The sequence below is a fragment of the Enterovibrio qingdaonensis genome, from assembly GCF_028683135.1.
Lineage (GTDB): Bacteria > Pseudomonadota > Gammaproteobacteria > Enterobacterales > Vibrionaceae > Enterovibrio > Enterovibrio qingdaonensis.
On record NZ_JAJUBB010000014.1, the window covers coordinates 71,890 to 94,620 of the forward strand.

16 protein-coding genes, 7 tRNA genes and 1 pseudogene are annotated in these 22,731 nt (G+C 49.0%); 22 read left to right on the forward strand and 2 right to left on the reverse strand.

Annotated elements, in window-relative coordinates; translation table 11 throughout:
* Positions 1 to 8 precede the first annotated feature (8 nt).
* Positions 9 to 1,883, reverse strand: a complete 1,875-nt coding sequence (locus LRP49_RS17475) for a hypothetical protein (protein WP_274143596.1) — start codon at positions 1,881 to 1,883, stop codon at positions 9 to 11.
* Positions 1,884 to 2,126: 243 nt separating this feature from the next.
* Here LRP49_RS17475 and LRP49_RS17480 point away from each other — a divergent pair.
* The 20 genes and pseudogenes from LRP49_RS17480 to LRP49_RS17575 all read left to right on the forward strand — a co-directional run.
* A pseudogene (locus LRP49_RS17480) lies at positions 2,127 to 2,678 on the forward strand (recombinase RecA family protein); the annotation flags it as partial.
* Between the two features lie 17 nt (positions 2,679 to 2,695).
* A complete protein-coding gene (locus LRP49_RS17485) occupies positions 2,696 to 3,133 on the forward strand; it encodes a regulatory protein RecX (RefSeq protein WP_420791614.1) in 438 nt (145 codons plus the stop codon).
* Between the two features lie 151 nt (positions 3,134 to 3,284).
* Positions 3,285 to 5,867 carry an alanine--tRNA ligase gene (gene alaS / locus LRP49_RS17490; protein WP_274143598.1) on the forward strand — a complete coding sequence of 861 codons (2,583 nt, stop codon included), beginning with the start codon at positions 3,285 to 3,287 and terminating at the stop codon, positions 5,865 to 5,867.
* A gap of 483 nt (positions 5,868 to 6,350) precedes the next feature.
* Positions 6,351 to 6,548, forward strand: a complete 198-nt coding sequence (gene csrA, locus LRP49_RS17495) for a carbon storage regulator CsrA (RefSeq protein WP_002537591.1) — start codon at positions 6,351 to 6,353, stop codon at positions 6,546 to 6,548.
* A gap of 210 nt (positions 6,549 to 6,758) precedes the next feature.
* A tRNA-Ser gene (locus LRP49_RS17500) sits at positions 6,759 to 6,851 on the forward strand.
* Between the two features lie 12 nt (positions 6,852 to 6,863).
* Positions 6,864 to 6,940: transfer RNA gene (locus LRP49_RS17505), tRNA-Arg, on the forward strand.
* A 47-nt stretch (positions 6,941 to 6,987) separates the two neighbouring features.
* Positions 6,988 to 7,064: transfer RNA gene (locus LRP49_RS17510), tRNA-Arg, on the forward strand.
* Positions 7,065 to 7,074: 10 nt separating this feature from the next.
* Positions 7,075 to 7,167 (forward strand) — tRNA-Ser (locus LRP49_RS17515).
* A gap of 16 nt (positions 7,168 to 7,183) precedes the next feature.
* A tRNA-Arg gene (locus tag LRP49_RS17520) sits at positions 7,184 to 7,260 on the forward strand.
* A 102-nt stretch (positions 7,261 to 7,362) separates the two neighbouring features.
* Positions 7,363 to 7,439, forward strand: a tRNA-Arg gene (locus LRP49_RS17525).
* A 46-nt stretch (positions 7,440 to 7,485) separates the two neighbouring features.
* Positions 7,486 to 7,562: transfer RNA gene (locus LRP49_RS17530), tRNA-Arg, on the forward strand.
* Between the two features lie 438 nt (positions 7,563 to 8,000).
* Positions 8,001 to 8,246, forward strand: a complete 246-nt coding sequence (locus LRP49_RS17535; protein ID WP_274143599.1) for an oxaloacetate decarboxylase subunit gamma — start codon at positions 8,001 to 8,003, stop codon at positions 8,244 to 8,246.
* 37 nt (positions 8,247 to 8,283) lie between these two features.
* The gene (oadA, locus tag LRP49_RS17540) at positions 8,284 to 10,074 is read left to right on the forward strand and encodes a sodium-extruding oxaloacetate decarboxylase subunit alpha (protein WP_274143600.1); all 1,791 of its coding nucleotides are present in this window, start codon (positions 8,284 to 8,286) and stop codon (positions 10,072 to 10,074) included.
* Positions 10,075 to 10,084: 10 nt separating this feature from the next.
* Entirely contained in the window at positions 10,085 to 11,215 is a 1,131-nt protein-coding gene (locus tag LRP49_RS17545) for a sodium ion-translocating decarboxylase subunit beta (protein WP_274143601.1), read from the forward strand.
* Positions 11,216 to 11,313: 98 nt separating this feature from the next.
* On the forward strand, positions 11,314 to 12,249 hold the full coding sequence (locus tag LRP49_RS17550; RefSeq protein ID WP_274143602.1) for an NADP-dependent oxidoreductase: 936 nt from the start codon (positions 11,314 to 11,316) through the stop codon (positions 12,247 to 12,249).
* Positions 12,246 to 12,833, forward strand: coding sequence for a fructose-1-phosphate/6-phosphogluconate phosphatase (gene yqaB, locus LRP49_RS17555; RefSeq protein ID WP_274143603.1), 588 nt, complete (start codon positions 12,246 to 12,248; stop codon positions 12,831 to 12,833). Before LRP49_RS17550 ends, yqaB begins: the two co-directional genes overlap by 4 nt.
* Positions 12,820 to 13,254 (forward strand): YqaA family protein, encoded by a 435-nt coding sequence (locus tag LRP49_RS17560; protein WP_274143604.1) that lies wholly within the window; start codon positions 12,820 to 12,822, stop codon positions 13,252 to 13,254. The genes yqaB and LRP49_RS17560 overlap by 14 nt, the downstream gene beginning before the upstream one ends.
* 246 nt (positions 13,255 to 13,500) lie before the next feature.
* Positions 13,501 to 16,332 (forward strand): M16 family metallopeptidase, encoded by a 2,832-nt coding sequence (locus LRP49_RS17565; protein WP_274143605.1) that lies wholly within the window; start codon positions 13,501 to 13,503, stop codon positions 16,330 to 16,332.
* A 133-nt stretch (positions 16,333 to 16,465) separates the two neighbouring features.
* Positions 16,466 to 18,019: a glutamate--cysteine ligase gene (gene gshA / locus LRP49_RS17570; protein ID WP_274143635.1), complete on the forward strand. Its 1,554-nt coding sequence runs from the start codon at positions 16,466 to 16,468 to the stop codon at positions 18,017 to 18,019.
* 92 nt (positions 18,020 to 18,111) lie between these two features.
* Positions 18,112 to 18,720, forward strand: a complete 609-nt coding sequence (locus LRP49_RS17575; RefSeq protein ID WP_274143606.1) for a transglycosylase SLT domain-containing protein — start codon at positions 18,112 to 18,114, stop codon at positions 18,718 to 18,720.
* A gap of 59 nt (positions 18,721 to 18,779) precedes the next feature.
* On the opposite strand, the gene LRP49_RS17580 is transcribed toward LRP49_RS17575, so the two are convergent.
* Positions 18,780 to 20,015, reverse strand: coding sequence for a YbiU family protein (locus LRP49_RS17580; RefSeq protein ID WP_274143607.1), 1,236 nt, complete (start codon positions 20,013 to 20,015; stop codon positions 18,780 to 18,782).
* Between the two features lie 352 nt (positions 20,016 to 20,367).
* On the opposite strand from LRP49_RS17580, the gene LRP49_RS17585 reads away from it, so the two are divergent.
* Together LRP49_RS17585 and LRP49_RS17590 are read left to right on the forward strand one after the other, a co-directional pair.
* The gene (locus LRP49_RS17585; RefSeq protein WP_420791615.1) at positions 20,368 to 21,372 is read left to right on the forward strand and encodes a LacI family DNA-binding transcriptional regulator; all 1,005 of its coding nucleotides are present in this window, start codon (positions 20,368 to 20,370) and stop codon (positions 21,370 to 21,372) included.
* 74 nt (positions 21,373 to 21,446) lie between these two features.
* The gene (locus tag LRP49_RS17590) at positions 21,447 to 22,694 is read left to right on the forward strand and encodes an ABC transporter substrate-binding protein (protein WP_274143636.1); all 1,248 of its coding nucleotides are present in this window, start codon (positions 21,447 to 21,449) and stop codon (positions 22,692 to 22,694) included.
* The last annotated feature ends 37 nt before the right edge of the window (positions 22,695 to 22,731 follow it).

Genomic DNA, 22,731 nt, shown 5'->3' on the forward strand with positions numbered 1-22,731 from the left:
TGGTGATATTAATTAGAGCCACAACCGACCTCTTGCTTGGTTATTTTTATGTCAGAATAACTTCCAGTTTTTTTCTCGTAGAGTAGGTCGCCTTTGTGCACAGTGCGTTTTAGCCTCCTATCTGGATGCGTTCGCAAATGATCACTCAAAGCCTGATACACGTAGGACAATTCCTTGATGCTGTCATCCACAGACTCGCCCGACTCTATGCGTTGCATCTCAATTACATGACAAGCCTTCATTACAGCTATGTTCTCTGGACAGATGTTTAGGGTAACTCTTGCTTTGCTGGCTGCGTTGGATTTCTCATTGTTAGCAGATGCGGTTTTCATTACCGTCTTCCAATGAGGAATACGCTTCTCTAGGCGCGACAAATACTCGTTTAACTCTGCTTGATCTGTCAGGTTTAGAGCCTTAATTTGGTAATCCTGCCCATCAGTAGCACTCGCGACCAAAATATTTTGGAACCGTCTAACGCGCTGATTGTAAACCGCCAACTGTAGCTCTTTAGGTAGGTAATTCCTTATAGACACCGCTTCAGAGTTTCCAAGATATTTCGCTGCAACAGCAGGGTTGCCACCACTCTCATACCAGCGAATGACACCTTCTGTTGCCCTAAGTTTTTTTGCGTTAGGGTTGGCGTTTAGCACTTCATTAATACACTCAACTGTCAAACCTTCACACCAACTCGGATCTTGCTCTAAGAGGTCTTTTGCTTCTTCCAAAAGTCGAACGAAACCATCCTTAAATGCCATATCACTTATAGGCATGATTTTATTGGCGTCTGTATTTGTCTGGTACAAAAACAGGCGTTTGGCAGTGTTTCCCGACACGAGAGAACGGTGATGTGATGTTGCGTTGGCTAGGTAGTTAAAAGCCTGCTCAATGAAGGGGGTGCTAGTCACATGTTTTAGGTGGCGTTTAAAATGCGCCTTGGCTCTAGCCTTATGATAACCGACTCGAAACCCGTTTGGCGTTGCTTCGAAAATCTGATGGATGGAGCCTTGTGACGACAGCAGTAAACCACGGAGGCTGTCAACATTAATGCCGGACTCAACGATAATGATGTTGCAACAAGCAACAGCAGATAGTGTAGATAAACCAAAGTGCTCCCGAAGCTCATATTGGTTCTTTGAAAACTTGTAAAGATGGCTCCCCCCACCAGAAAAATGACGATCAACGTATCCACTCTTACAATGCCAGAGGTATGCAAGCAAATTGGATTTTCCACATTCACCGTTTGGCAAATTGGAATTAAAAAGGCTGTAGGGTTGACCCTTGCAAGATACAAGGTGTGGATGGTATAGGTGAGGGTTGTTATCAAATATGCTGCAATCTACATTGGCTACCATATCTTCTCTAAGATTGAATCTATCTGAAGCATCGAGCAGGTAACGTTTTGATACTTTGTAGATGACATCGCGATGCTTTTTCATCGTTGATATCAAATTACCTAGGAATGTATCGACATCTGTTTCCAGAGTTAAGGTAAGGCTTTCACCCTTTCTACTCATAGATAAGTCAAAACCACCGAGAACCTTGTCTCGGGAGTTTACCGTGTCCGAGAACACCATCGTATGTAGTCGCCTTAATGGAGCAATGTGGTTTGTTTCAGGCAACCCCCCAACTGAGCGACTGCATAGCTTAGCCAATGTCACTCTCAATGCTCTGGCGTCACTAATCAATGTATGGGATTGTTTGTTTTTGACACCGCTAAAGAAATCCTCTTGCCATGCTGAGAAACAGAGCGACACATCAGTACCTGTTGTAATCCGTAAATGCCTTTCAAAGCAGAATGCGAAGAACTCTTTCAATATCCTTGTTATACGTGCTTTGTAGGCAGGCGACTTTCCGGCAATAACACTCTCGATGGTGTTATTCATATTTGAAGCATATCTATGCGCCATGATTGTATGGCAATGAATGTCACTGACTACAGGACTAGTGCTCTTCACTTGAATTTCTTACCTTACATATAGTTACCTTTCCTACCTTACACATGTAACTGTAATCTGACTATCGGTTTTGTTGTGTTTTATGGTGGTAATGGTATGATTAACAAGGATTAAGATTATTAACATCTGCGTCATATGTCGTTCGTTATACATTTATGCTTTCGATAAACTCTGCAGGCGCGTATGCTGTCTCAAGCAATGCGTAAGCTGACGGCGAACATTAAAAACAGCAATACGCTGATGATCTTCATCAACCAAATTCGTATGAAGATTGGCGTAATGTTTGGTAACCCAGAAACCACGACTGGTGGTAATGCACTGAAGTTCTACGCATCTGTTCGCCTTGATATCCGTCGTATTGGCTCTATCAAAGAAGGCGACGAAGTCGTCGGTAACGACACGCGTGTTAAAGTGGTGAAAAACAAAATCGCGGCACCGTTCAAGCAAGCTGAATTCCAAATCATGTACGGCGAAGGTATCAACCTTTACGGTGAGCTCATCGACCTAGGTGTAAAACACAAGCTGGTTGAGAAAGCGGGTGCTTGGTACAGCTACAACGGTGACAAAATCGGTCAAGGTAAAGCAAATGCTTGTAAGTTCTTGAAAGAACATCCAGAGCTCGCGAAAGAGCTGGATAAAACCTTGCGCGACATGCTGCTGCAAACGAATGACGCGAAAGCGGATAGTGACGACGCAGAACTGCCAGAAGAGGAAGCGTTCTGAGTTTAACTGCACGAGAACTGGCGGTGGGCATGCTTGCCCGCCGCGATCATTCTGAGCTGGAGCTTCGTCAAAAACTGGCGCAGCGACAGTGCACTCCCGAAGACATTGATGCCGCGATAGAAAACTGCCTCTATCATAAATGGCTTGATGACCAGCGATTTGCCGAAAGCCTTCTTCGCCACGGTGTCTATAAAGGACATGGCTGGCAGCGTATCTGTTTTGATGCCAAACGAAAGGGTATCAGTACGGTTCAATTAGAATCAGCCCAAGAAAATCAGCAGCACGATTGGTATGAGCTTGCTAAAGAACTGGCGCAACGACGCTTTGGTGATTTAGATGGCAACTTCGCCGATGTGGACTTCAAACAACGTGCAAAATGGGTTCGATATCTCAATAGCCGTGGCTTCACGTTCGACCAAATCAACTACGCATTAGCCGCAAACGATACCGAATAAGGACAATTTCCTCCGCTATACTGCGAGCTATCTTGTTTCTGCCTCTTTTCGCAACAGGTCAGGTTGTTTACAATGTCGGCCAATTGACTCTGATCATGTCGCGTTTGATGCGATTCAGTGATTACTACAACTCCAATTTCAGGATTAGACAATGTACATGAGCACCGACGAGATCCGCACTGCGTATCTCGAATTCTTTGAAAGCAAAGGGCACACAATCGTGCCTAGCTCATCGCTCGTGCCTGCAAACGACCCAACGCTGTTGTTCACAAACGCAGGTATGAACCAGTTTAAAGATTGCTTCCTTGGCCTAGAGAAGCGCGCCTATACGCGTGCGACGACTGCGCAACGCTGCGTGCGCGCTGGTGGTAAGCATAATGACCTGGAAAACGTAGGTTTCACTGCCCGTCACCACACTTTCTTTGAAATGCTGGGTAACTTCAGCTTTGGTGACTACTTCAAGGAAGACGCTATCGCATACGCGTGGGAGTTTCTGACGGAAACGCTGAAACTGCCAAAAGACCGTTTGATGGTTACCGTCTACGAAACCGATGACGAGGCGTTCGCGCTTTGGAACGAAAAAGTGGGTATCCCTGCTGAGCGTATCGTTCGCATTGGTGATAAGAAAGGCGGTAAGCCTTATGAGTCAGATAACTTCTGGCAAATGGGTGACACTGGTCCTTGCGGTCCATGTACTGAAATTTTCTACGATCACGGCGACCACATCTGGGGTGGCCCTCCGGGTTCACCAGAAGAAGATGGCGACCGTTTCATCGAGATCTGGAACAACGTATTCATGCAGTACAACCGTCATGCTGATGGCACGATGGAACCACTGCCTAAACCGTCTGTTGATACCGGTATGGGTATTGAGCGTATTGCCGCAATCATGCAGGGCGTTCACTCAAACTACGAAATCGACATCTTCCAAACGCTGATCAAAGCAGCAGCGGAAGTGATTGGCTACGACGACCTGTCTAACCAATCTCTGCGCGTTGTGGCTGATCACATTCGTTCATGTGCATTCTTGATCGTTGATGGCGTAATGCCGTCAAACGAAGGCCGTGGCTACGTTCTGCGTCGTATTATTCGTCGTGCAGTACGTCACGGTAACAAACTGGGTGCTAACGGTGCATTCTTCTACAAGCTTGTAGGTCCTCTGGCTGAGATCATGGGCACTGCTGGCGAAGAGATGAAGAAGCAACAAGCACTGGTTGAGAAAGTGCTGAAGATCGAAGAAGAAAACTTCGGTCGTACGCTGGACCGTGGTATGACGATCCTGAATGACGCGCTGGAAGCAATGGACGGTGATGTACTGGACGGCGAGACCGTATTCAAACTGTACGACACCTATGGCTTCCCGGCTGACTTAACGAACGACGTTGCGCGTGAGCGCGGCTTCTCTATCGACGAAGAAGGCTTTGAAGCGGCGATGGAAGCACAGCGTCAGCGTGCGCGTGAAGCTGGCCAGTTTGGTACTGACTACAACTCAGTGATCAAAGTGGAAGGCGATTCTGAATTCACCGGTTACGGTGCGACTGAAGGCAAGGGTCTAATTACAGACATCTTCGTTGATGGCATGGCATCTGAGACGCTGGCGACAGCTGACGAAGCGGTTATCATTCTGGATCAAACGCCATTCTATGCAGAGTCAGGCGGTCAGTGCGGCGACGCAGGCTTCCTGATGACAGACGCAGGCAAGTTTGAAGTTATCGATACCCAGAAATACGGCGCGGCTATCGGCCATCGCGGTAAGCTGGTTGACGGTACCTTGAGTGTTGGCGACAACGTAGAAGCGAATGTAAACGCGGAGCGTCGTCAAGCCATTGCGCTGAACCACTCAGCGACGCACCTTCTGCACGAAGCACTGCGTCTTGTTCTGGGTGAACATGTTCAACAGAAAGGTTCTTTGGTTCGCGCTGAAGGCCTGCGTTTTGACTTCTCTCACCTAGAAGCGGTGAAGCCAGAAGAGCTGCGCGCAGTTGAGAAGATGGTTAACGAAGAAATTCGTCGTAACCACGCGGTAAGCACTGAAATCATGGATATCGAGTCTGCGAAAGCAAAAGGCGCGATGGCTCTGTTTGGTGAGAAGTACGACGACAACGTGCGTGTTCTGACCATGGGTGACTTCTCTATCGAACTGTGTGGCGGTACTCACGCAAACCGTACCGGTGACATCGGTATGCTGAAAATCGTATCTGAAGGCGGTATCGCAGCAGGCGTACGTCGTATCGAAGCGGTAACCGGTCAGGGCGCAGAAGACGCGTTCTACCGTCAGCAGCAAGAGTTTGCTCAGAAAGTATCGGATTCTCAAAACCGTGCCAAAGCACTGGAAAAAGAGATCCAACTGCTGAAAGAGAAACTGGCGGCACAAGAGAGCGCAAGCTTGATTAACAACGTTAAAGAGATTAACGGCGTTAAGGTCCTGATCAGCGCACTGAACGGTGCTGACAGCAAAGCACTGCGTACCATGGTTGACGATCTGAAAAACCAAATGGGCAGCGGTGTGGTGTTCCTGAGCAATGTTGCTGACGACAAAGTTAGCTTGATTGCAGGGGTAACTAAAGACCTGACGGGCAGCGTGAAAGCCGGTGAGCTTGTAAACATGGTTGCACAGCAAGTTGGCGGTAAAGGTGGTGGTCGTCCTGACATGGCTCAGGCTGGCGGTACAGACGTTGCTGCGTTACCAGCTGCGATGGAGACTGTTGCACCTTGGTTGACTGAACGTTTGTAATAAAAAACGTTAAGAAAACAATACGTAAAGAAAGGCTTCCTCTGGAAGCCTTTTTTCGTTTTTTTTGTTTGTTAAGTTTATTCTTTGCACTTTTTTTTGAACTCTGTATAGTGCATCGCCTTAATGTGTGTGAGGCTTTTTTGGAGCCAAATTCACCAGATTTTTTTGCGCCGGTAGGATGAACTTTTCTTACCTCGCAGTATCTGACTACGTGATCTTCTGGGCACAGGGGTCACAATGTCTGGATTCTATGTGCAAAATCTCATTGGCAAACTGGAGTTGGCCAAAGAAATAAGCCATATTGAAAAACCAGACAGACACGATTGATTGAAGGACGTGTCTGACAAAAGGATGCTCGCAAGGAAGGAAAGTAGTTGAACGTCCATCTCGGAGCTTAAGCTGCCGTATGAGTTTACTTCGTGCAGTAAGAAGACCAAACAGACTCAACGAAAAGAAAGTTGTAATTACTCAAGGAGTAGAAGAATGCTGATTTTGACTCGTCGCGTAGGTGAAACGCTGATGATTGGTGATGAAGTTACCGTGACTGTACTGGGCGTTAAAGGCAACCAAGTACGTATTGGTGTAAATGCACCAAAAGAGGTTTCTGTACACCGTGAAGAAATCTACATGCGCATACAAGCAGAGAAGGGCAACCCAGCTCCAACTGGCGGCAACTTCTAAATTAAGTGCAATGTGATTTACTTAAGGCCGATTTTTGATCGGCCTTTTTGTTAAAGATAGGCTGTTCATTTAAAACGCAATTAGCGGGTTTTTTATGCTGCCATATCGTGAAATGGCGGAGAAGTGTGCAAACGCATCATGAAAGTGATTTTTTCAGGATAAAGTGTTTGACATATTTTCGGGTCACAGTAATATGTGCCTCCGCAAGACGGTGAGGTGGCCGAGAGGCTGAAGGCGCTCCCCTGCTAAGGGAGTATACGGTTTATAGCCGTATCGAGGGTTCGAATCCCTCCTTCACCGCCATTCTTGCACTGCGCGACCGTAGCTCAGCTGGATAGAGTACCTGGCTACGAACCAGGCGGTCGGAGGTTCGAATCCTCCCGGTCGCGCCATTATTTTTATTTCCTGATAGCGTCAGGAAATGCAACCGAATTGTTGCGCGCTCGTAGCTCAGCTGGATAGAGTACCTGGCTACGAACCAGGCGGTCGGAGGTTCGAATCCTCCCGAGCGCGCCATGATTTGTGCGGTGAGGTGGCCGAGAGGCTGAAGGCGCTCCCCTGCTAAGGGAGTATACGGTTTATAGCCGTATCGAGGGTTCGAATCCCTCCTTCACCGCCATTAGCAAGTAAGATGTGCGACCGTAGCTCAGCTGGATAGAGTACCTGGCTACGAACCAGGCGGTCGGAGGTTCGAATCCTCCCGGTCGCGCCATTCTTATCTGTGACCTCTTTAAGGCAATAGCCTTTCCAAGGACGAAGCTCCGTTTCCGACGAAGCACTTAGCATCCGGATGATGCATGAAGTGATACCCTGCGCGCTCGTAGCTCAGCTGGATAGAGTACCTGGCTACGAACCAGGCGGTCGGAGGTTCGAATCCTCCCGAGCGCGCCATCTTCACTTTCAAAACCTGATTGATACCTATTTCAATCATGCCTGCGCGACCGTAGCTCAGCTGGATAGAGTACCTGGCTACGAACCAGGCGGTCGGAGGTTCGAATCCTCCCGGTCGCGCCATTTCTTCTTTTTGCATGTTCATGCAGATCTAAAGAATAATTTTCCATATCTTTTTCATTCCTAGCTTCTATAGCCCAATTCTTTTCTGTGTTTTCCCCCTAACTCAGTCTTTTCCTTTCGCATAAACCGCAAAAAACCATACAGATATATCGATAAATCACTAATTTTCAGCATGTTTTTTTGGCAACAAATTCAGTAGCCATTCTTCAATCGAGAATTAACATAATGGCAACAACTGCGTATTTTTATTGCGTCAGAGGCCGAAAATGGCGCAATTGGTGAACATTACAGGATTGTCATCATTGCCATTTGTTAGTATTTTGACCACCTACTTAATTGAATAAGTAAAATCTCTAATAAAAGTGACACTCAATTTTCGAGATTGACGGGACTGACTGGCTTTATGTTTTGTCAGTAGGATGCAAAGGAAGCAACTATATGGATCTGGGAAGTACACTCCAGCAAGCTGCCGCACTCATGGCTACAGGCATGGCGGTCGTTTTCATTTTTCTCACCATTTTGATTGGCTTGGTCAAACTGATGTCCAAGCTTGTCCCTGAAGAACTGCCGCCTCAAACTGCCTCGACAACAACGCCTTCTAGCAACGCGAGCGGGCAAATTCCGGGGGAAACTATCGCAGCAATTTCTGCTGCAGTGCACAAATACCGTAGTCGCCAGCGTTAGCTGATGCGAAACATACAATTACAAGGAGTTATGTCGTATGTCTAAGCCACTCGCTATAACAGATGTTGTCTTGCGCGATGCGCACCAATCTTTATTCGCAACTCGTATGCGCCTTGATGACATGTTACCGATCGCCGCAGCGTTGGATGATATTGGCTACTGGTCATTGGAAACGTGGGGCGGAGCAACGTTTGATTCATGTATTCGTTTTCTGGGTGAAGATCCGTGGGTTCGTCTGCGCGAATTGAAAAAGGCCATGCCTAAAACCCCAATGCAAATGCTGCTGCGCGGCCAAAACTTGTTGGGATACCGTCACTACGCCGATGACGTCGTTGATAAGTTTGTTGAGCGAGCACACGCCAATGGTATGGACGTGTTCCGTATCTTTGATGCGATGAACGACGTTCGTAACTTTGAACGTGCTGTAAAAGCGACCGTTAAAGTTGGCGCCCATGCTCAGGGTACACTTTCTTACACCACCAGCCCTTACCATACCCTAGAAACATGGACCGATTTGGCGAAGCGTCTTGAAGACCTTGGCTGTCACTCTCTGTGTATTAAAGACATGTCTGGTCTGCTCAAGCCGTATGAAGCGGAAGAGCTGATCTCTCGCATTAAAGCGTCTACAGATATTCCTCTGGCACTGCACTGTCACGCGACCACGGGTCTTTCTACAGCGACTGCTGTGAAAGCAGTAGAAGCGGGTATTGATATTCTGGATACCGCAATTTCTTCTATGAGCCAGACCTACGGCCATACGCCAACCGAAACGGTGGTTGCAATGCTGCAAGGCACTGAGCGTGATACAGGCTTGGAGCTTGAGAAGCTTGAGCCAATCGCCGCTTACTTCCGTGAAGTACGTAAGAAATACGCGAAGTTCGAAGGTCAGTTGAAAGGCATCGACTCGCGCATCCTGATTGCTCAAGTACCAGGCGGTATGCTGACCAATATGGAAGGCCAGCTAAAAGAGCAAGGCGCGGCAGATCGCATGGATGAAGTTCTGCTTGAGATCCCACGCGTTCGTGAAGATCTGGGTTTCATTCCACTGGTAACCCCTACGTCACAAATCGTCGGAACCCAAGCGGTTATCAACGTATTGACTGGTGAGCGTTATAAGAGCATCACCAAAGAAACAGCTGGCGTGCTGAAAGGTGAATACGGCGCAGCACCTACCGAGGTCAACAAAGAACTGCAAGCGCGTGTGCTTGATGGTGGTGAACCCATCACGTGTCGTCCTGCGGATCTACTGAAGCCTGAGTTGCACATTTTGACTGACGAGCTGATCGCGAAGTCGAAAGAAGAAGGCATCTTGCTGGCGGAAGCTCAGGTAGATGATGTGCTGACGTACTCTTTGTTCCCACAAGTGGGTCTGAAGTTCCTGAAAAACCGTGGCAACCCAGATGCGTTCGAGCCAGTACCTGGCACTGAGCCTGCGCCAGTTGCTCAAGCCGCTGCAGCTCCTGCTCCAGCAGCATGCGCAACAGAAGCGTACAGCGTTCAGGTGAATGGTCAGGTATACGACGTAGTGGTTGGCCCTCAAGGCGAGCTGGCATCTGTTACGCCAGCTGCGGCAACGCAAACTTCTGCGCCTGCGCCAGCTCCAACTGCGGGTACTGCTGAAGCGGTTGCAGCACCATTGGCGGGTAACATTTTCAAAGTGGTTGCTAAACAAGGCAACGAGGTTCAGGAAGGCGATGTACTGCTTATCCTTGAAGCGATGAAGATGGAAACGGAAGTCCGTGCTGCTCGCTCTGGTGTGGTTCAAGATGTCATGGTGAAAGAGGGTGATTCGGTCACTGTAGGTTCACCACTGATGAGCCTAGCGTAAGAGGGTAAACATGGAAGGTTTATTGATCCTCTGGTCTGAAACAGGTCTGGCAAATTTTGACTTTGGCCAGCTGGTGATGATCACCGTCGGCTGTGTGCTGCTTTTCTTAGCAATTCGCAAGGGCTTTGAGCCCTTGCTGTTGCTGCCGATTGGTTTTGGCGCAGTGTTGGCAAATATCCCGAATGCGGGCTTCACTGAGCCAGGTGGAGTGCTTTACTACATCTACTACGTGGGTATTGAATCCGGTATTTTCCCGCTCCTGATATTTATGGGCGTGGGGGCAATGACGGACTTTGGTGCCTTGATTGCTAATCCTCGTACTCTGCTGTTAGGTGCAGCGGCACAGTTTGGTATTTTCGCCACCTTATTTGGTGCAATTATGCTGAACTTGATCCCGGGTATGGACTTCACATTGGCTGATGCTGCGTCCATCGCGATCATCGGCGGTGCAGACGGACCGACAGCGATCTTCCTGGCGAGCCGATTGTCACCGGATCTACTGGGTGCGATTGCCGTTGCGGCATACAGCTACATGGCTCTGGTACCTATTATCCAGCCGCCAATCATGAAAGCACTGACAACGCCGGAAGAGCGTAAGATCAAGATGGACCAGCTCCGTCATGTCTCGAAAACTGAGAAGATCATCTTCCCACTGGCTGTGCTGATGATGGCGATTCTGTTCCTGCCTTCAGCAACACCGTTGGTAGGTATGTTCTGTCTGGGTAACCTGATGCGCGAAAGTGGTGTGGTTGACCGTCTGTCGAATACGGCACAAAACGAGTTGATCAACATCGTGACCATCTTCTTGGGACTGGCGGTAGGTTCTAAGCTTCAGGCCAATGAATTCCTGCAGTTTGAAACCTTGGGCATTCTGGTTCTGGGTGCGGTTGCATTCAGCATCGGTACCGGTGCAGGTGTTCTGATGGCGAAGATTCTGAATAAGTTCAGCAAAGATGCCATTAACCCGCTAATTGGTGCCGCTGGTGTATCGGCAGTACCGATGGCCGCACGTGTGGTGAACAAAGTAGGTCTTGAGGCGAATTCTCAAAACTTCCTGTTGATGCACGCGATGGGGCCAAACGTTGCAGGTGTATTGGGCTCAGCCGTTGCAGCCGGTGTTCTCTTGGCTCTGGTTGGCTAACTAAGCAGAAACGAAAATAAACAGGCGGAAGGCATTGAGTCTTCCGCCTTTTTTATTAACACTGTTCGTCACTGACAGAGCAAGTAAGGACGACAGGTATGTCTCAAAACCTTCAACTGGCGATCACCGCATTTGGTGGCCCAGAAACTCTCAAGCTTCAACACACTTCTGTTCCCACACCAACTGAAAATCAAGTTTTGGTGAAAGTGGCGTTTGCTGGCGTTAATCCTATTGATGCCAAAACACGCGCCGGACTCGGGTGGGGAGCGGAGAAAATTAAAGACAGCTTACCTTGGGTGCCCGGTTTTGATGCAGCTGGCACGGTCGTGTTAGACAGTGGAGTATTTAACGCGGGCGACCGTGTCGTCGGGCGTATCGTTGAAGGTGGTGGTTATGGCCAGCATCTCCTTGCTGATGTTTCTGCTTTAACACGTATTCCTGACGCGGTATCTTTCCAGCAAGCTGCTTGTCTGCCCGTTGCGGGATTAACAGCATTGCAAGCACTGGAGCTGGCGAATGTCGAGTCGGGAGACCGTGTGCTGATTCTTGCTGGTTCCGGCGGTGTTGGCCATATCGGTATCCAACTGGCTAAAGCCAAAGGGGCGACGGTGTTTGCCAGTGTCTCTTCGGTAAATACTGCGTTTGTGTCTTCACTGGGTGCGACGGCACTCGACTACACCGAAAGTGCTTTAGAGAAGCAATTGCGCGATGTGGATGTGTTGATTGATCTTATGGGTGGCGATGTTGGGGAAGCGGCTCTTGCCTGTGTCAAAAATGGCGGCCGTGTTGTCACCGTGCCTACCATCACTGCGCCGCGCATTATTGAAGCGGCTGAAGCGAAGGGCATTAGTGCTCAAGGTATGCTGGTCCAACCCAACACACTGCAACTCGATGCGCTCTTGGCTTCGATTGAAACGAAAACATTGCATATAGAAATTACCAAAACCTACCCGCTTGAGCAGGGCGTTCAAGCGCACGTAGATATTCAAACTGGCCGCACCCGCGGCAAAATTCTGCTGGAGATGCCTGAATGAGTCGTTATGACCAATATGACGCGTTGATTTTTGATATGGATGGAACCTTGATTGATTCCATGCCGGGCCACTTTGGTGCTTGGCAAAAGACCGCGTCAGATTTTGGTTTTGAAGTTGATGAAACGTGGTATTTAACCCGTTTTGGTAGCCCAACATTGGTCACAGCAACATCTGTGGTAGAGGAATTTGGGCTAGATTTAGACCCTAAAGTACTAGCAGCGCGTAAGACAGAACACTTTGTTAGCCTGCTTGATCAGTCTGTGGAAGTGTTGCCGTTTGCCGACGTTGCTCGCCGTTACGCGGGAAAGAAACCGATGGCAGTGGGGACTGGTACCTTGTCTGGGCTTGCCACAGACATGCTAAAAAAAGCCGGTTTGTTCGATCTGTTTGACGTGATTGTAGGTGCTGAGCATGTTGAGGCTCACAAGCCCGCACCTGATACCTTCTTACGCTGCGCAGAGCTTCTCAATGTTGCTCCTGCTAAATGTTTGGTTTTTGAAGATGCTGAGTTTGGTTTAGACGCCGCCGATGCCGCCGGTATGGATGTGATTGATGTGCGGGTGACAGACGTTGGATTGGATTAGTGGTGATTCGGCACTGTGGGTTCTGTTTTCAACAGGGTTTCTCAGTGCCACGTTGTTACCGGGGGGATCAGAAGCGAATCTGATCTTCTTGCTAAAAGAGAGCAGCTACGGCATAGCAATGCTGGTTTTGGTGGCAACGTTAGGAAATACGCTAGGCGGCATGACCAACTATTGGATTGGCCGATTTATTCCAGAGCGAACCCTATCGCAAAAACACGGTCAAAAGGCCATTAGCTGGCTTCAAAAGTATGGCTATTGGACATTATTGCTGAGTTGGTTACCGATTATTGGTGACCCCTTGTGTCTGGCGGCAGGCTGGCTTCGTCTTAAGCAGCGTTGGTGCTGGTTGCTGATTGCGTTTGGAAAGGGTTTGAGATACCTATTGCTCGCCCTGATCACGCGCGGACTACTCAGTTTGTAACGTATCCCCAAATGAACTGATACTGCTCGCATTCAGCGGTTATCAATGCGTTCAATGTGAGGCGAACTTCGCGAGGAATAGTCATTCTATTTCCGAAGAATTTAACGATGAAGTGGGCGCATTGAAGGCCTCCCTTTGGGCGGGCTGAATCCTGCATTTTCAGGTTGTTTGGGGATAAATAAAGTAAAAACAACGCGGGACGGTCTATGTCCTCTCGTGTTGTCATTGAAAATTGAAGGATAGCGTGTGCGTTATATTTTACTCACGGCAGTTGCGTTAGGACTGTCCGGATGCGGAGTTTATCAAGCCTCCACCACCATGACGCTTCCTGAAGGCGTTACCTTCGTTGAAGAGCACAAGGCAGCGGGTAACGGCCCTGCCATTCCTTATCAGAAATATACATTGGATAACGGACTGACCGTTATATTGCACCCAGACAAATCCGATCCTCTGGTTCATGTGGATGTCACGTATCACGTTGGCTCTGCGCGGGAGGTTCCGGGTAAGTCAGGCTTCGCACACTTCTTTGAACACATGATGTTTCAAGGATCTGAGCATGTAGGTGATCAGCAACACTTTAAAATGGTCACTGAGTCGGGCGGCAGTGTGAACGGTACTACCAATCGCGATCGTACCAATTACTACGAGACGGTTCCGGCTAACGAGCTAGAAAAAATGCTGTGGCTTGAGTCGGATCGCATGGGCTTTTTGCTCAATGCTGTGTCTCAGCGCAAGTTTGAAATTCAACGCGACACGGTGAAAAACGAGCGAGCGCAGAACTTTGATAACCGACCGTATGGTTTGGTGCAAGAAACGCTGGCGGCGACCTTGTACCCGCCTCAGCATCCGTATAGCTGGCCAACCATTGGTTACGTTGACGATCTCAACAGTGTTGATGTGGGCGATCTGAAAAACTTTTTCTTACGTTGGTACGGGCCGAACAATGCCACCTTGACTATTGGTGGCGACATCAATGTACCGCAAACACTCGAATGGGTTGAAAAGTACTTCGGTGACATTCCAAAAGGTCCTGATGTGCAAAAAGCGGACAAGTGGCCCGTGACGATTGATGCCGATCGTTTTGTCACGATTGAAGACAAAATACAGCAACCGATGTTGGTGATGAGCTGGCCGACCGAATATCCCGACGCGGAGGCACGATTGTCGCTGGATATGTTGGCCTCTGTTTTAGGGCAGGGTCGAAATAGCCTGCTTTACCAAGACCTAGTGAAACCTGGCAAAGTATTGAGTGCCAGTGCCTACCAAGACTGTGGTGAGCTTGCCTGTAACTTCCAACTTTATGTGTTAGGTAATCAAGGTGAAGATCTGACAGATATTCGTCAGGATGTGATGAAAGTGCTCGATGCCCTCAAGGTTCGTGGCATCAAACAAGACGATCTTGAGCAGGTGAAAGGCAGTGCTGAGGCGGGTGCTGTATTTGGCTTGCAGAGTGTGCACGGTAAAGTGGCCCAGTTAGCCGCGAATGAAACCTTCTATGGCGAACCCGATCGTTTGGACAAATGGCTGAAGGAACTCGATGCCGTATCAACAGAAGATGTTGAGCAGGCATTTGATGAATACATTTGGCACAAACCGTCAGTGAATGTGTCTGTCGTGCCGTTAGGAAAGAAATTACTTGAGGCGGACGTACAAAACTTCACGCCTGTTCGCGCAGTGCGTGACGAAAAGGCACCCCAAAAAACCGCCATGCGTGAAACGCCAGAAACCTTTGACAGAAGTGTCGTACCGTCACCAAACGGTGCCGTTACGGTGAAAGTGCCTGAGTTGTATCACTCTAAACTCGGTAACGGTATCGAGATTACGGGGGCCGTGTCAGACGAAACACCAACCGTCGCCATGCATCTTATCATTCCTGCGGGTAGCTTGATGGAGCCTCAAGGGAAGAATGGTCTGGCGTCTTTGACGGCGGATCTTATTGCTGAAGGCACCACCAACCAAACCAGCGAGCAGATTGCCGCTGAGCTGGATCGCTTGGGCTCGTCAGTCAGCATTAGCGCGTCGGCAAAAGGCACCACGGTCAGCGTATCTTCACTGACCAAAAACCTGCGCGAAACCTTGATGATTGCGGGTGATATGTTGTTCAACCCGCGTTTTAGTCAGGAAGATTTCGATCGTTTGAAGGCGCAAACATTGGAAGGTATTCAGTTCAGCCATCAAACGCCGCAATGGCAGGCAGGACAGGCGCGACGTGAAGTGTTGTACAGCGACCCTTGGCATGTATTGCCAGCGGAGGGAACAAAAGAAACGCTGAATAATTTAACGTTAGACGATGTGAAAGCATTTTACGCGAACCACTATACGCCAGATAAAGCCCGATTGATTGTCGTTGGGGACGTTGATAAGCAGACACTGCTTTCCAAGATAAATGGCCTTAATCGCTGGAAAGGTAAAGTGGCAAGCTCGCCTGAAAAAGCGGCATTAAAGCACTATACCAAGCCGCAAATCTGGTTAGTGGATAAGCCAGGTGCGCCGCAGAGTGTGGTGCAAATGGTGCGCCACGCTATGCCGTATGATGCAACCGGTGAGATGTTCAAAACTCAGTTGGCGAACTTTAATCTGGCAGGCAACTTCAATTCGCGATTGAACCTCAATTTGCGTGAAGATAAAGGCTATACCTATGGTGCTGGCGGTTATGTGATTGGTGGTGATAACTCGGGACGTATTGTTTTTCAGGCCCAAGTTCGTGCTGACAGCACGGTTGATACTGTCAAAGAAATGCGCAAAGAGCTCAGTAATATGGCAACCAATGGCATCACAGATGATGAGCTGGCATTCCTTCGTCTGGCTGTTGGACAAAAAGATGCGTTGAGTTATGAAACACCGGGTGACAAAGCCGGTCTTATTGCCAACATCATGCGTCATGATTTGCCGTCTGATTACAAAGCGCAGCAAAAAGCGATCATCGAAGCTGTTAGCTCAGAAACCTTGAACGCACTGTCGCAAAAATGGTTCATGCCAGACGACTATCAAGTGATCATTGTGGGGGATGCCACGTCGCTTGAGCCGTCGTTAAAAGCATTGGGGCTGCCTGTGAAACGTTTATTGATTGAGAATTGAATAACTTTTTACAGATAGTTAGGCAAAGTTAAAAAAGAGTGAGATGGCTTTTGCAGAAAAGAGTGATTATGCTTAGCCATCTTACTGTTTAAAATTATAAACGAGTACAGCCTTGACTAGTTTTTCCCAAAGGTTGGCGGCGTTTTCTGAACATCCGGAAGCGCTAAAAGGTATTGGCCGAGGCGTGGAGCGTGAAGCCCTGCGTATTACGCCAAAAGGTACCTTGTCGTCTGCCGCTCATCCTCAAGCGTTAGGGTCAGCCCTAACCCATAAATGGATTACCACTGACTTTGCTGAGCAGTTATTGGAGTTTATTACACCAGTAAGCCATTCAGTGCCTGAAATGCTGACTCAGTTGAAAGACATCCATCAGTTTACCTATCGCGCAATGGACAATGAGTCATTGTGGCCGTTGTCGATGCCGTGTTACGTGGCGCAAGAGGATGATATTACGCTTGCCCAGTACGGCTCTTCAAACGTAGGACGAATGAAAACCTTGTACCGTCAAGGCTTGAAGCATCGCTATGGTAGCGTGATGCAGATCATCTCAGGTGTGCATTTCAACTTTTCGTTCTCCAGCAGTTTCTGGCAGCAGTTGTTTGGCGATCAAACTCCGTATGCGCGTCAAGAATCAATCTCTGATGCCTACTTTGGTTTGATCCGAAATTACTACCGCTTTGGTTGGATGATCCCTTACCTGTTCGGTGCGTCACCAGCATTGTGTGGCTCCTTCATCAAGAAAACCGATTCCTCACTGGATTTCAAAACCATCGGCCAAGGCACGTGTTATTTGCCTTTCGCAACCTCACTGCGTTTGAGCGATTTAGGGTACACCAACAGTGCGCAAAGTGGCCTGAAAATCGGCTTTAATAGCCTTGACGAATATCTTCAAGGCGTGCGCGCTGCGATTGGTACACCGTCAGCAGATTTCGCAAAAATGGGCGTGAAAGATGAGGCGGGTTATCGTCAGCTAAATGCCAATGTGCTGCAGATTGAAAATGAGCTCTATGCTCCCATTCGTCCGAAGCGTGTGGCGAAAAGTGGTGAAAAACCGTCTGAAGCTCTTGAGCGAGGCGGCGTCGAGTACATTGAAGTTCGCTCATTGGATGTTAACCCTTTCAGCCCAACTGGTATTGATGAAACCCAGGCTTACTTCCTCGACTTGTTCCTGACGTGGAGTGTGCTCTCTGAGTCAGAGCCTATGACGGATTGTGAACTTCACTGCTGGCGTGAGAACTGGAATAAGATTGTTCTGGAAGGTCGCAAGCCTGGATTGACCCTTCAAATTGGTTGTGAAGGTGAGCAACTGACACAAGCTGAATGGGGCAAACGCGTGTTTGCAGACTTGTCCGAGTTGGCAGTGTTGATGGATAACGCTTACGGCGGAGACAAGTACCAGTCAGTATGCCGTGAGCTGTCGAGCTGGTTTGAAGACCCAGACAAAACGCTGTCAGCACGTCTTCTCAAGCAGATCATTGCGAACGAAAGTATTGGTAAAGTTGGTCTTTCCATTGCTGCGCAAAACAAAGAACTGTTTGCCAACGGCGACTATGATGTGTTCTCTGAGCAAGCTTTCATTGATGAAAGTGCAGCGAGTTTGTCGCGCCAAAAAGATGTGGAGCAAGGCGACGCTATCAGCTTCGAACAGTACCTAGCTGAGTACTTTGGTGATAGTGTATCGCTTTAATATGATGCCTTTACAGATAAAATAATGAATAGGCTGGTATTTTCCAGCCTATTTTTTGTCTGAAAATCCATGTGTAAAAACTAGGGACCGCTATGCGTTTTTCTTCCAAGTGGCTGCTGTTACTTGCGCCTTTGGTGTTGTCAGGCTGTGCTGCACCACCTCCTAACAATCCCGATAACATTTGCAGTATCTTTCGTGAATATGATGACTGGTATGAAGATGCGGTCGACATGGAAGATGACTGGGGAACGCCAATACACATAGCAATGGCGTTTGTGAAGCAAGAAAGCTCCTACATTCATGATGCGTTGCCACCGAGGGACTACGTACTGGGCTTTATCCCTTGGGGACGCGTGAGCAGTGCTTATGGCTATGCTCAGGCGCAAGACCCTGCGTGGTCGGATTACCAGAAAGCGACCAACAACGGGGGCTCGCGGACCGACTTTGGTGACGCGCTGCAGTTTATTGGCTGGTATACCTCGGAAACACAGCGTCAGCTAGGTATTTCAAAATGGGATGCGTATAACCAATACCTTGCTTACCATGAAGGTCGTGGTGGCTTTAAGCGAGGGTCTTACAAAGCCAAACCTAAGGTAATGCAGGTCGCACGAAAAGTGGACCGTCAGGCGAAAACGTATGGTGGTCAGCTAAGAAGTTGCCGTAAAGAGCTTGAAGACAACCGGAGTTGGTGGCCGTTCTAATAGCCAGCACTCAAAGCGATAGCAGTAAAAAGCACCGATTTATCGGTGCTTTTTTCGTTTTAGTCAAACCCCATTTGTTGGCGACCTAGGGGGGATAAATCCGCTTCTGTCGCTCTGCCAGAATAGGTCCTCTCATGGTGCTCGGGGGCAAAGTCGGGGCAACTCTCACCGGCCAGAAAGGCTTGGCGTTGCTTCACCAGAAATTGCCTGTTTTTTTCGCAGTCCGGTGCCGCACCGATAAACAAGACATTGCTGAAACCGTCCCCATTGTGTTTATCTTCCACTGCGTGGATTGTATCTGGGTGCCACCACACGGTATCACCCGGTTGCATTTTTGGAATTGAAACCAACCCTTCTAGCAATAAGGGATGCCACTGAGCTGAGACCGTTAGTGCGCGACCTGGCGCGGCACCACAAAGATCATCTTCTGGGACATCATCCTGAATCGCGCGCAGCAACATGTAAGGCATAGCGAGGGTTGAAGGCACCATTTGCAGAGTCCCATCACCTTTTCCTTGTGGCGTTAATGCCACCCAGCCTTGGAAGGTACGAAATACACTGCACACTGCAGGAGAGGGGAATTCCTCAACGTCAATGCGGTTTGCGCCATGAAAGGCACGATAGTTGTGCCAATCACCTTGGAAAACATCGTGGTAGACCTCGCGATAATGCGGCTCTATCCAACGTTCGATGGACCCGGAATCAACATGTGGAGACAGTCCGAGTGTGGCATCACCCGGCTCACGACGCCTGACGCGATCGGCGTAACTGGCTTCTAAATCCGGATTGAAAAAGGTTTGATCGCCATCTTTCCATGTCCATAAATGATTGAGGTGACGGCGTGTGGTTGCCATGTTGGGGTGTTGACGCGCCCAGATTTGTGCCGGCGACCAGTAAAGACCAAAGATCTGAGGTTTATCCGAATTCAGCTGGCTGAAGTAATTATCTTCAACGGTTGGCGTATGTTCGTAGTAGCCATTTTCGACGATATATCGAGACAGTTTCTCGTTGTGCGAAGTAACTTCTGCCTCTGGAAGGGTGCCTCGAATAATGCAGCAACCAGCTTTCAGTACCTGCTGCTTTTGTTCGTCGTTGAACCCTGTTCCCGCAATGTCTGAATAGGCAAATTGAGGGATCGCCGAACCGTTAAGCTCTGCTCGCTGAATGCGCTCGATTTCTGTCTCCATGGCGTTGGTAACGTCTGCAAAGCGCGCTTTGTAATCGGGAGCCTGTAATTTTAGGGCTGTTTTAAATTCTCTGATCTGCTGCGGCAAGTTTTCCGTGGAGAGAGCCATCTTAACCTCCTACCTGTTTTCTCACTTATCAGTCACCAACACCAAGGGCAGTTCAAGCGTCAGGGGATATCGATGCGCCGGAATGCATATTCAGCATTAATTGAAAATCTGATGGCGTGATCTATCCCTTGTTTTGGTGTTGCTCGTTAACAAAATGGCAACATTGCTCGCATAAATATACTAAGTTTACTGGAACGTTCCAGTTTATTTTTTAACCAAGTCGCGATTTGGCTCGTATATAGTTGTAATTGATAAGGATGTTTTTCATCTGGCGAGGATTCGTGAATAAACGGTGGGTTTTCCATTGGTAAAACGCAAATCTCCACGACTCGCAGAAGTCCGAAAAGCGACAGTGATTGATGTGGCAAAAGCAGCAGGTGTTTCCAAATCAACCGTGTCGTTAGTGCTTCGTGGTAGCGAAGGTGTCAAAGCGGAAACTGTTGCCAAGGTGAACATCGCAATTGAGCAATTAGGCTATGTCTACAATCGAGACGCTGCGTCTTTGAGAAACAAAGAGTCAAACCTGATTGCGATAGTGGCGAATGATTTGGCGAATCCTTATCTGGCACAGGTCATCATGGCACTAGAGGCCGAGCTTGAACGGCGCGGTTTTATGCCTGTGGTGGTGAACATCAACGAAAGCGTCGCAAGGCAAACCACCATGATTGCTTCGCTTCGAGAGCACAACGTGGCGGGGTATTTCATGACGCCAGCACCCGAAACACAGGCGTCCTGGCTAAAGGGGTTGGCATCCAGTGATCACCCAGTGATCTGCTTGATGCGTGATGTGGCAGGGAGCGACGTGCCCTATGTGATGCCGGATAACGTGAAAGGGGTGTATCTCGCCACCCAGTACCTGATCAGCCTTGGCCACAAACGCATTGCTTTTGTGGGTGGGGTAGAAACGATTTCCGATTATCAGGAACGTAAGCAAGGGTTTATTCGTGCGATGGAAGAGGCGCAACTGCCAATTAAGGCTGAAGACATTGTGCCGAGTTCGACCAAGCGTGAAGGCGGAAAGGTCGCACTGCATCGCGTGCTCGACAGTGACAACAGCATCACGGCGGTGATGTGTTTCACCGATGTGGTGGCGTACGGGGTCTACAGTGCCTTAATGGAGCGCGGACTGACCCCGGGAAAAGAAATTGCGGTTGTCGGTTTTGATGACTTAGAGGACAGCCGGTTGATGTCACCAGCACTTACCACCGTAAAGGTGAGGGCAGAGGACATTGGTCGGGTGGCATGTGAGCGTTTGCAGCAATGGCGAGAGAACAACAGCGTGCCGGAAAGTGCCCTCGTGGGTGTGGAACTGGTAGTGCGAGCCTCGTGCTGCTCTGTGGGGGAACGGGCTGGATGATGAGTCTAGGTTTTCCCGGTGTGATAAGGAACGCTGCGGGAACGCAGTTCAACGACAAAGATGGGACAAAAATCATGAAAAAAACAGGCATGATGCAAACCCTGCCCCTCGCAGGCACTTTGCTGTTATCGGCAACTGTTGCTCAGGCAGAAGACGTAGAGGTTCTGCATTGGTGGACATCTGGCGGTGAAGCGGCCGCACTCAACGTTCTGAAAGAAGACCTTGGCGGACAAGGAATTGGATGGCAAGACATGCCTGTTGCTGGTGGCGGTGGCGGTAACGCCATGACGGTACTGCGAGCACGTGTTACCTCTGGTAACCCGCCTACTGCGGTACAAATGCTGGGTTTCGATATTCAGGATTGGGCAGCAGAAGACGTGGTTGCGAACCTGAATAGCGTGGCAGATGCAGAAGGGTGGAATGCCGTTGTGCCAGATGCTTTACAAGGCTTCGCTAAATACGATGGTAAGTGGGTGTCTGCGCCAGTAAATGTGCACTCCACCAACTGGATCTGGGCGAACAAAAAAGTGCTAGATAAGGTGGGGGCTAAGCAGCCTGAAACGTGGGATGAATTGATCGCGACCTTGGAGAAATTGAAAGCGGCGGGTTACATCCCCTTGGCACATGGCGGTCAACCTTGGCAAGATGCGACCATTTTTGACGGTGTGGTATTGACGACGGGTGGCATTGATTTTTATAAGAAAGCCATGATTGATTTGGATCCGGAGGCGTTGGGCTCCGACACTATGGTGGAAGTGTTCGACCGTATGTCACAACTGCGTGGTTACGTAGATAAGAACTTCCCCGGCCGTGATTGGAATTTAGCATCAGCGTTGGTGATAGAAGATAAAGCGGGCATGCAAATCATGGGTGATTGGGCGAAAGGTGAATTCTTGAAGGCAGGCAAGGTACCGAATGAAGATTTCATTTGTTTCCGTATGCCGGGCACACAAGGTATGGTGACCTTTAACGCCGACCAGTTTGTGATGTTTGATGTGGGTGATTCGAAAGCGCAGCAAGCGATGGCGAAAGCCATAATGTCACCGGAGTTCCAGTCTGCATTTAATGTTGTGAAAGGCTCCGTGCCAGCGCGCACAGATGTGTCCAATGAAGCGTTTGATGCGTGCGGTAAAAAAGGCATGGCAGATTTAGCCGAAGCGAATAAAAACGGCACGCTGGTGGGTAGCATGGCGCATGGTCACGCGGCACCTGCTGCGGTGAAAAACGCCGTGTATGACGTAGTGACTAATCACTTCAACGGTGGGATGGACTCTAAACAAGCGACCAAAGCACTAGTTTCAGCAGTTCAGGACGCGCAGTAACAAATACGAAAAGAGGAAGAGGGGAACCCTTCCTCTT

Coding starts and splice junctions, on each gene's coding strand:
- LRP49_RS17575 (WP_274143606.1), top strand. CDS start 18,112: ATGCGTTTTTCTTCCAAGTGGCTGCTGTTACTTGCGCCTTTGGTGTTG.
- LRP49_RS17580 (WP_274143607.1), bottom strand. CDS start 20,015: ATGGCTCTCTCCACGGAAAACTTGCCGCAGCAGATCAGAGAATTTAAA.
- LRP49_RS17550 (WP_274143602.1), top strand. CDS start 11,314: ATGTCTCAAAACCTTCAACTGGCGATCACCGCATTTGGTGGCCCAGAA.
- alaS (WP_274143598.1), top strand. CDS start 3,285: ATGTACATGAGCACCGACGAGATCCGCACTGCGTATCTCGAATTCTTT.
- yqaB (WP_274143603.1), top strand. CDS start 12,246: ATGAGTCGTTATGACCAATATGACGCGTTGATTTTTGATATGGATGGA.
- oadA (WP_274143600.1), top strand. CDS start 8,284: ATGTCTAAGCCACTCGCTATAACAGATGTTGTCTTGCGCGATGCGCAC.
- LRP49_RS17475 (WP_274143596.1), bottom strand. CDS start 1,883: ATGAATAACACCATCGAGAGTGTTATTGCCGGAAAGTCGCCTGCCTAC.
- LRP49_RS17545 (WP_274143601.1), top strand. CDS start 10,085: ATGGAAGGTTTATTGATCCTCTGGTCTGAAACAGGTCTGGCAAATTTT.
- LRP49_RS17535 (WP_274143599.1), top strand. CDS start 8,001: ATGGATCTGGGAAGTACACTCCAGCAAGCTGCCGCACTCATGGCTACA.
- LRP49_RS17590 (WP_274143636.1), top strand. CDS start 21,447: ATGAAAAAAACAGGCATGATGCAAACCCTGCCCCTCGCAGGCACTTTG.
- csrA (WP_002537591.1), top strand. CDS start 6,351: ATGCTGATTTTGACTCGTCGCGTAGGTGAAACGCTGATGATTGGTGAT.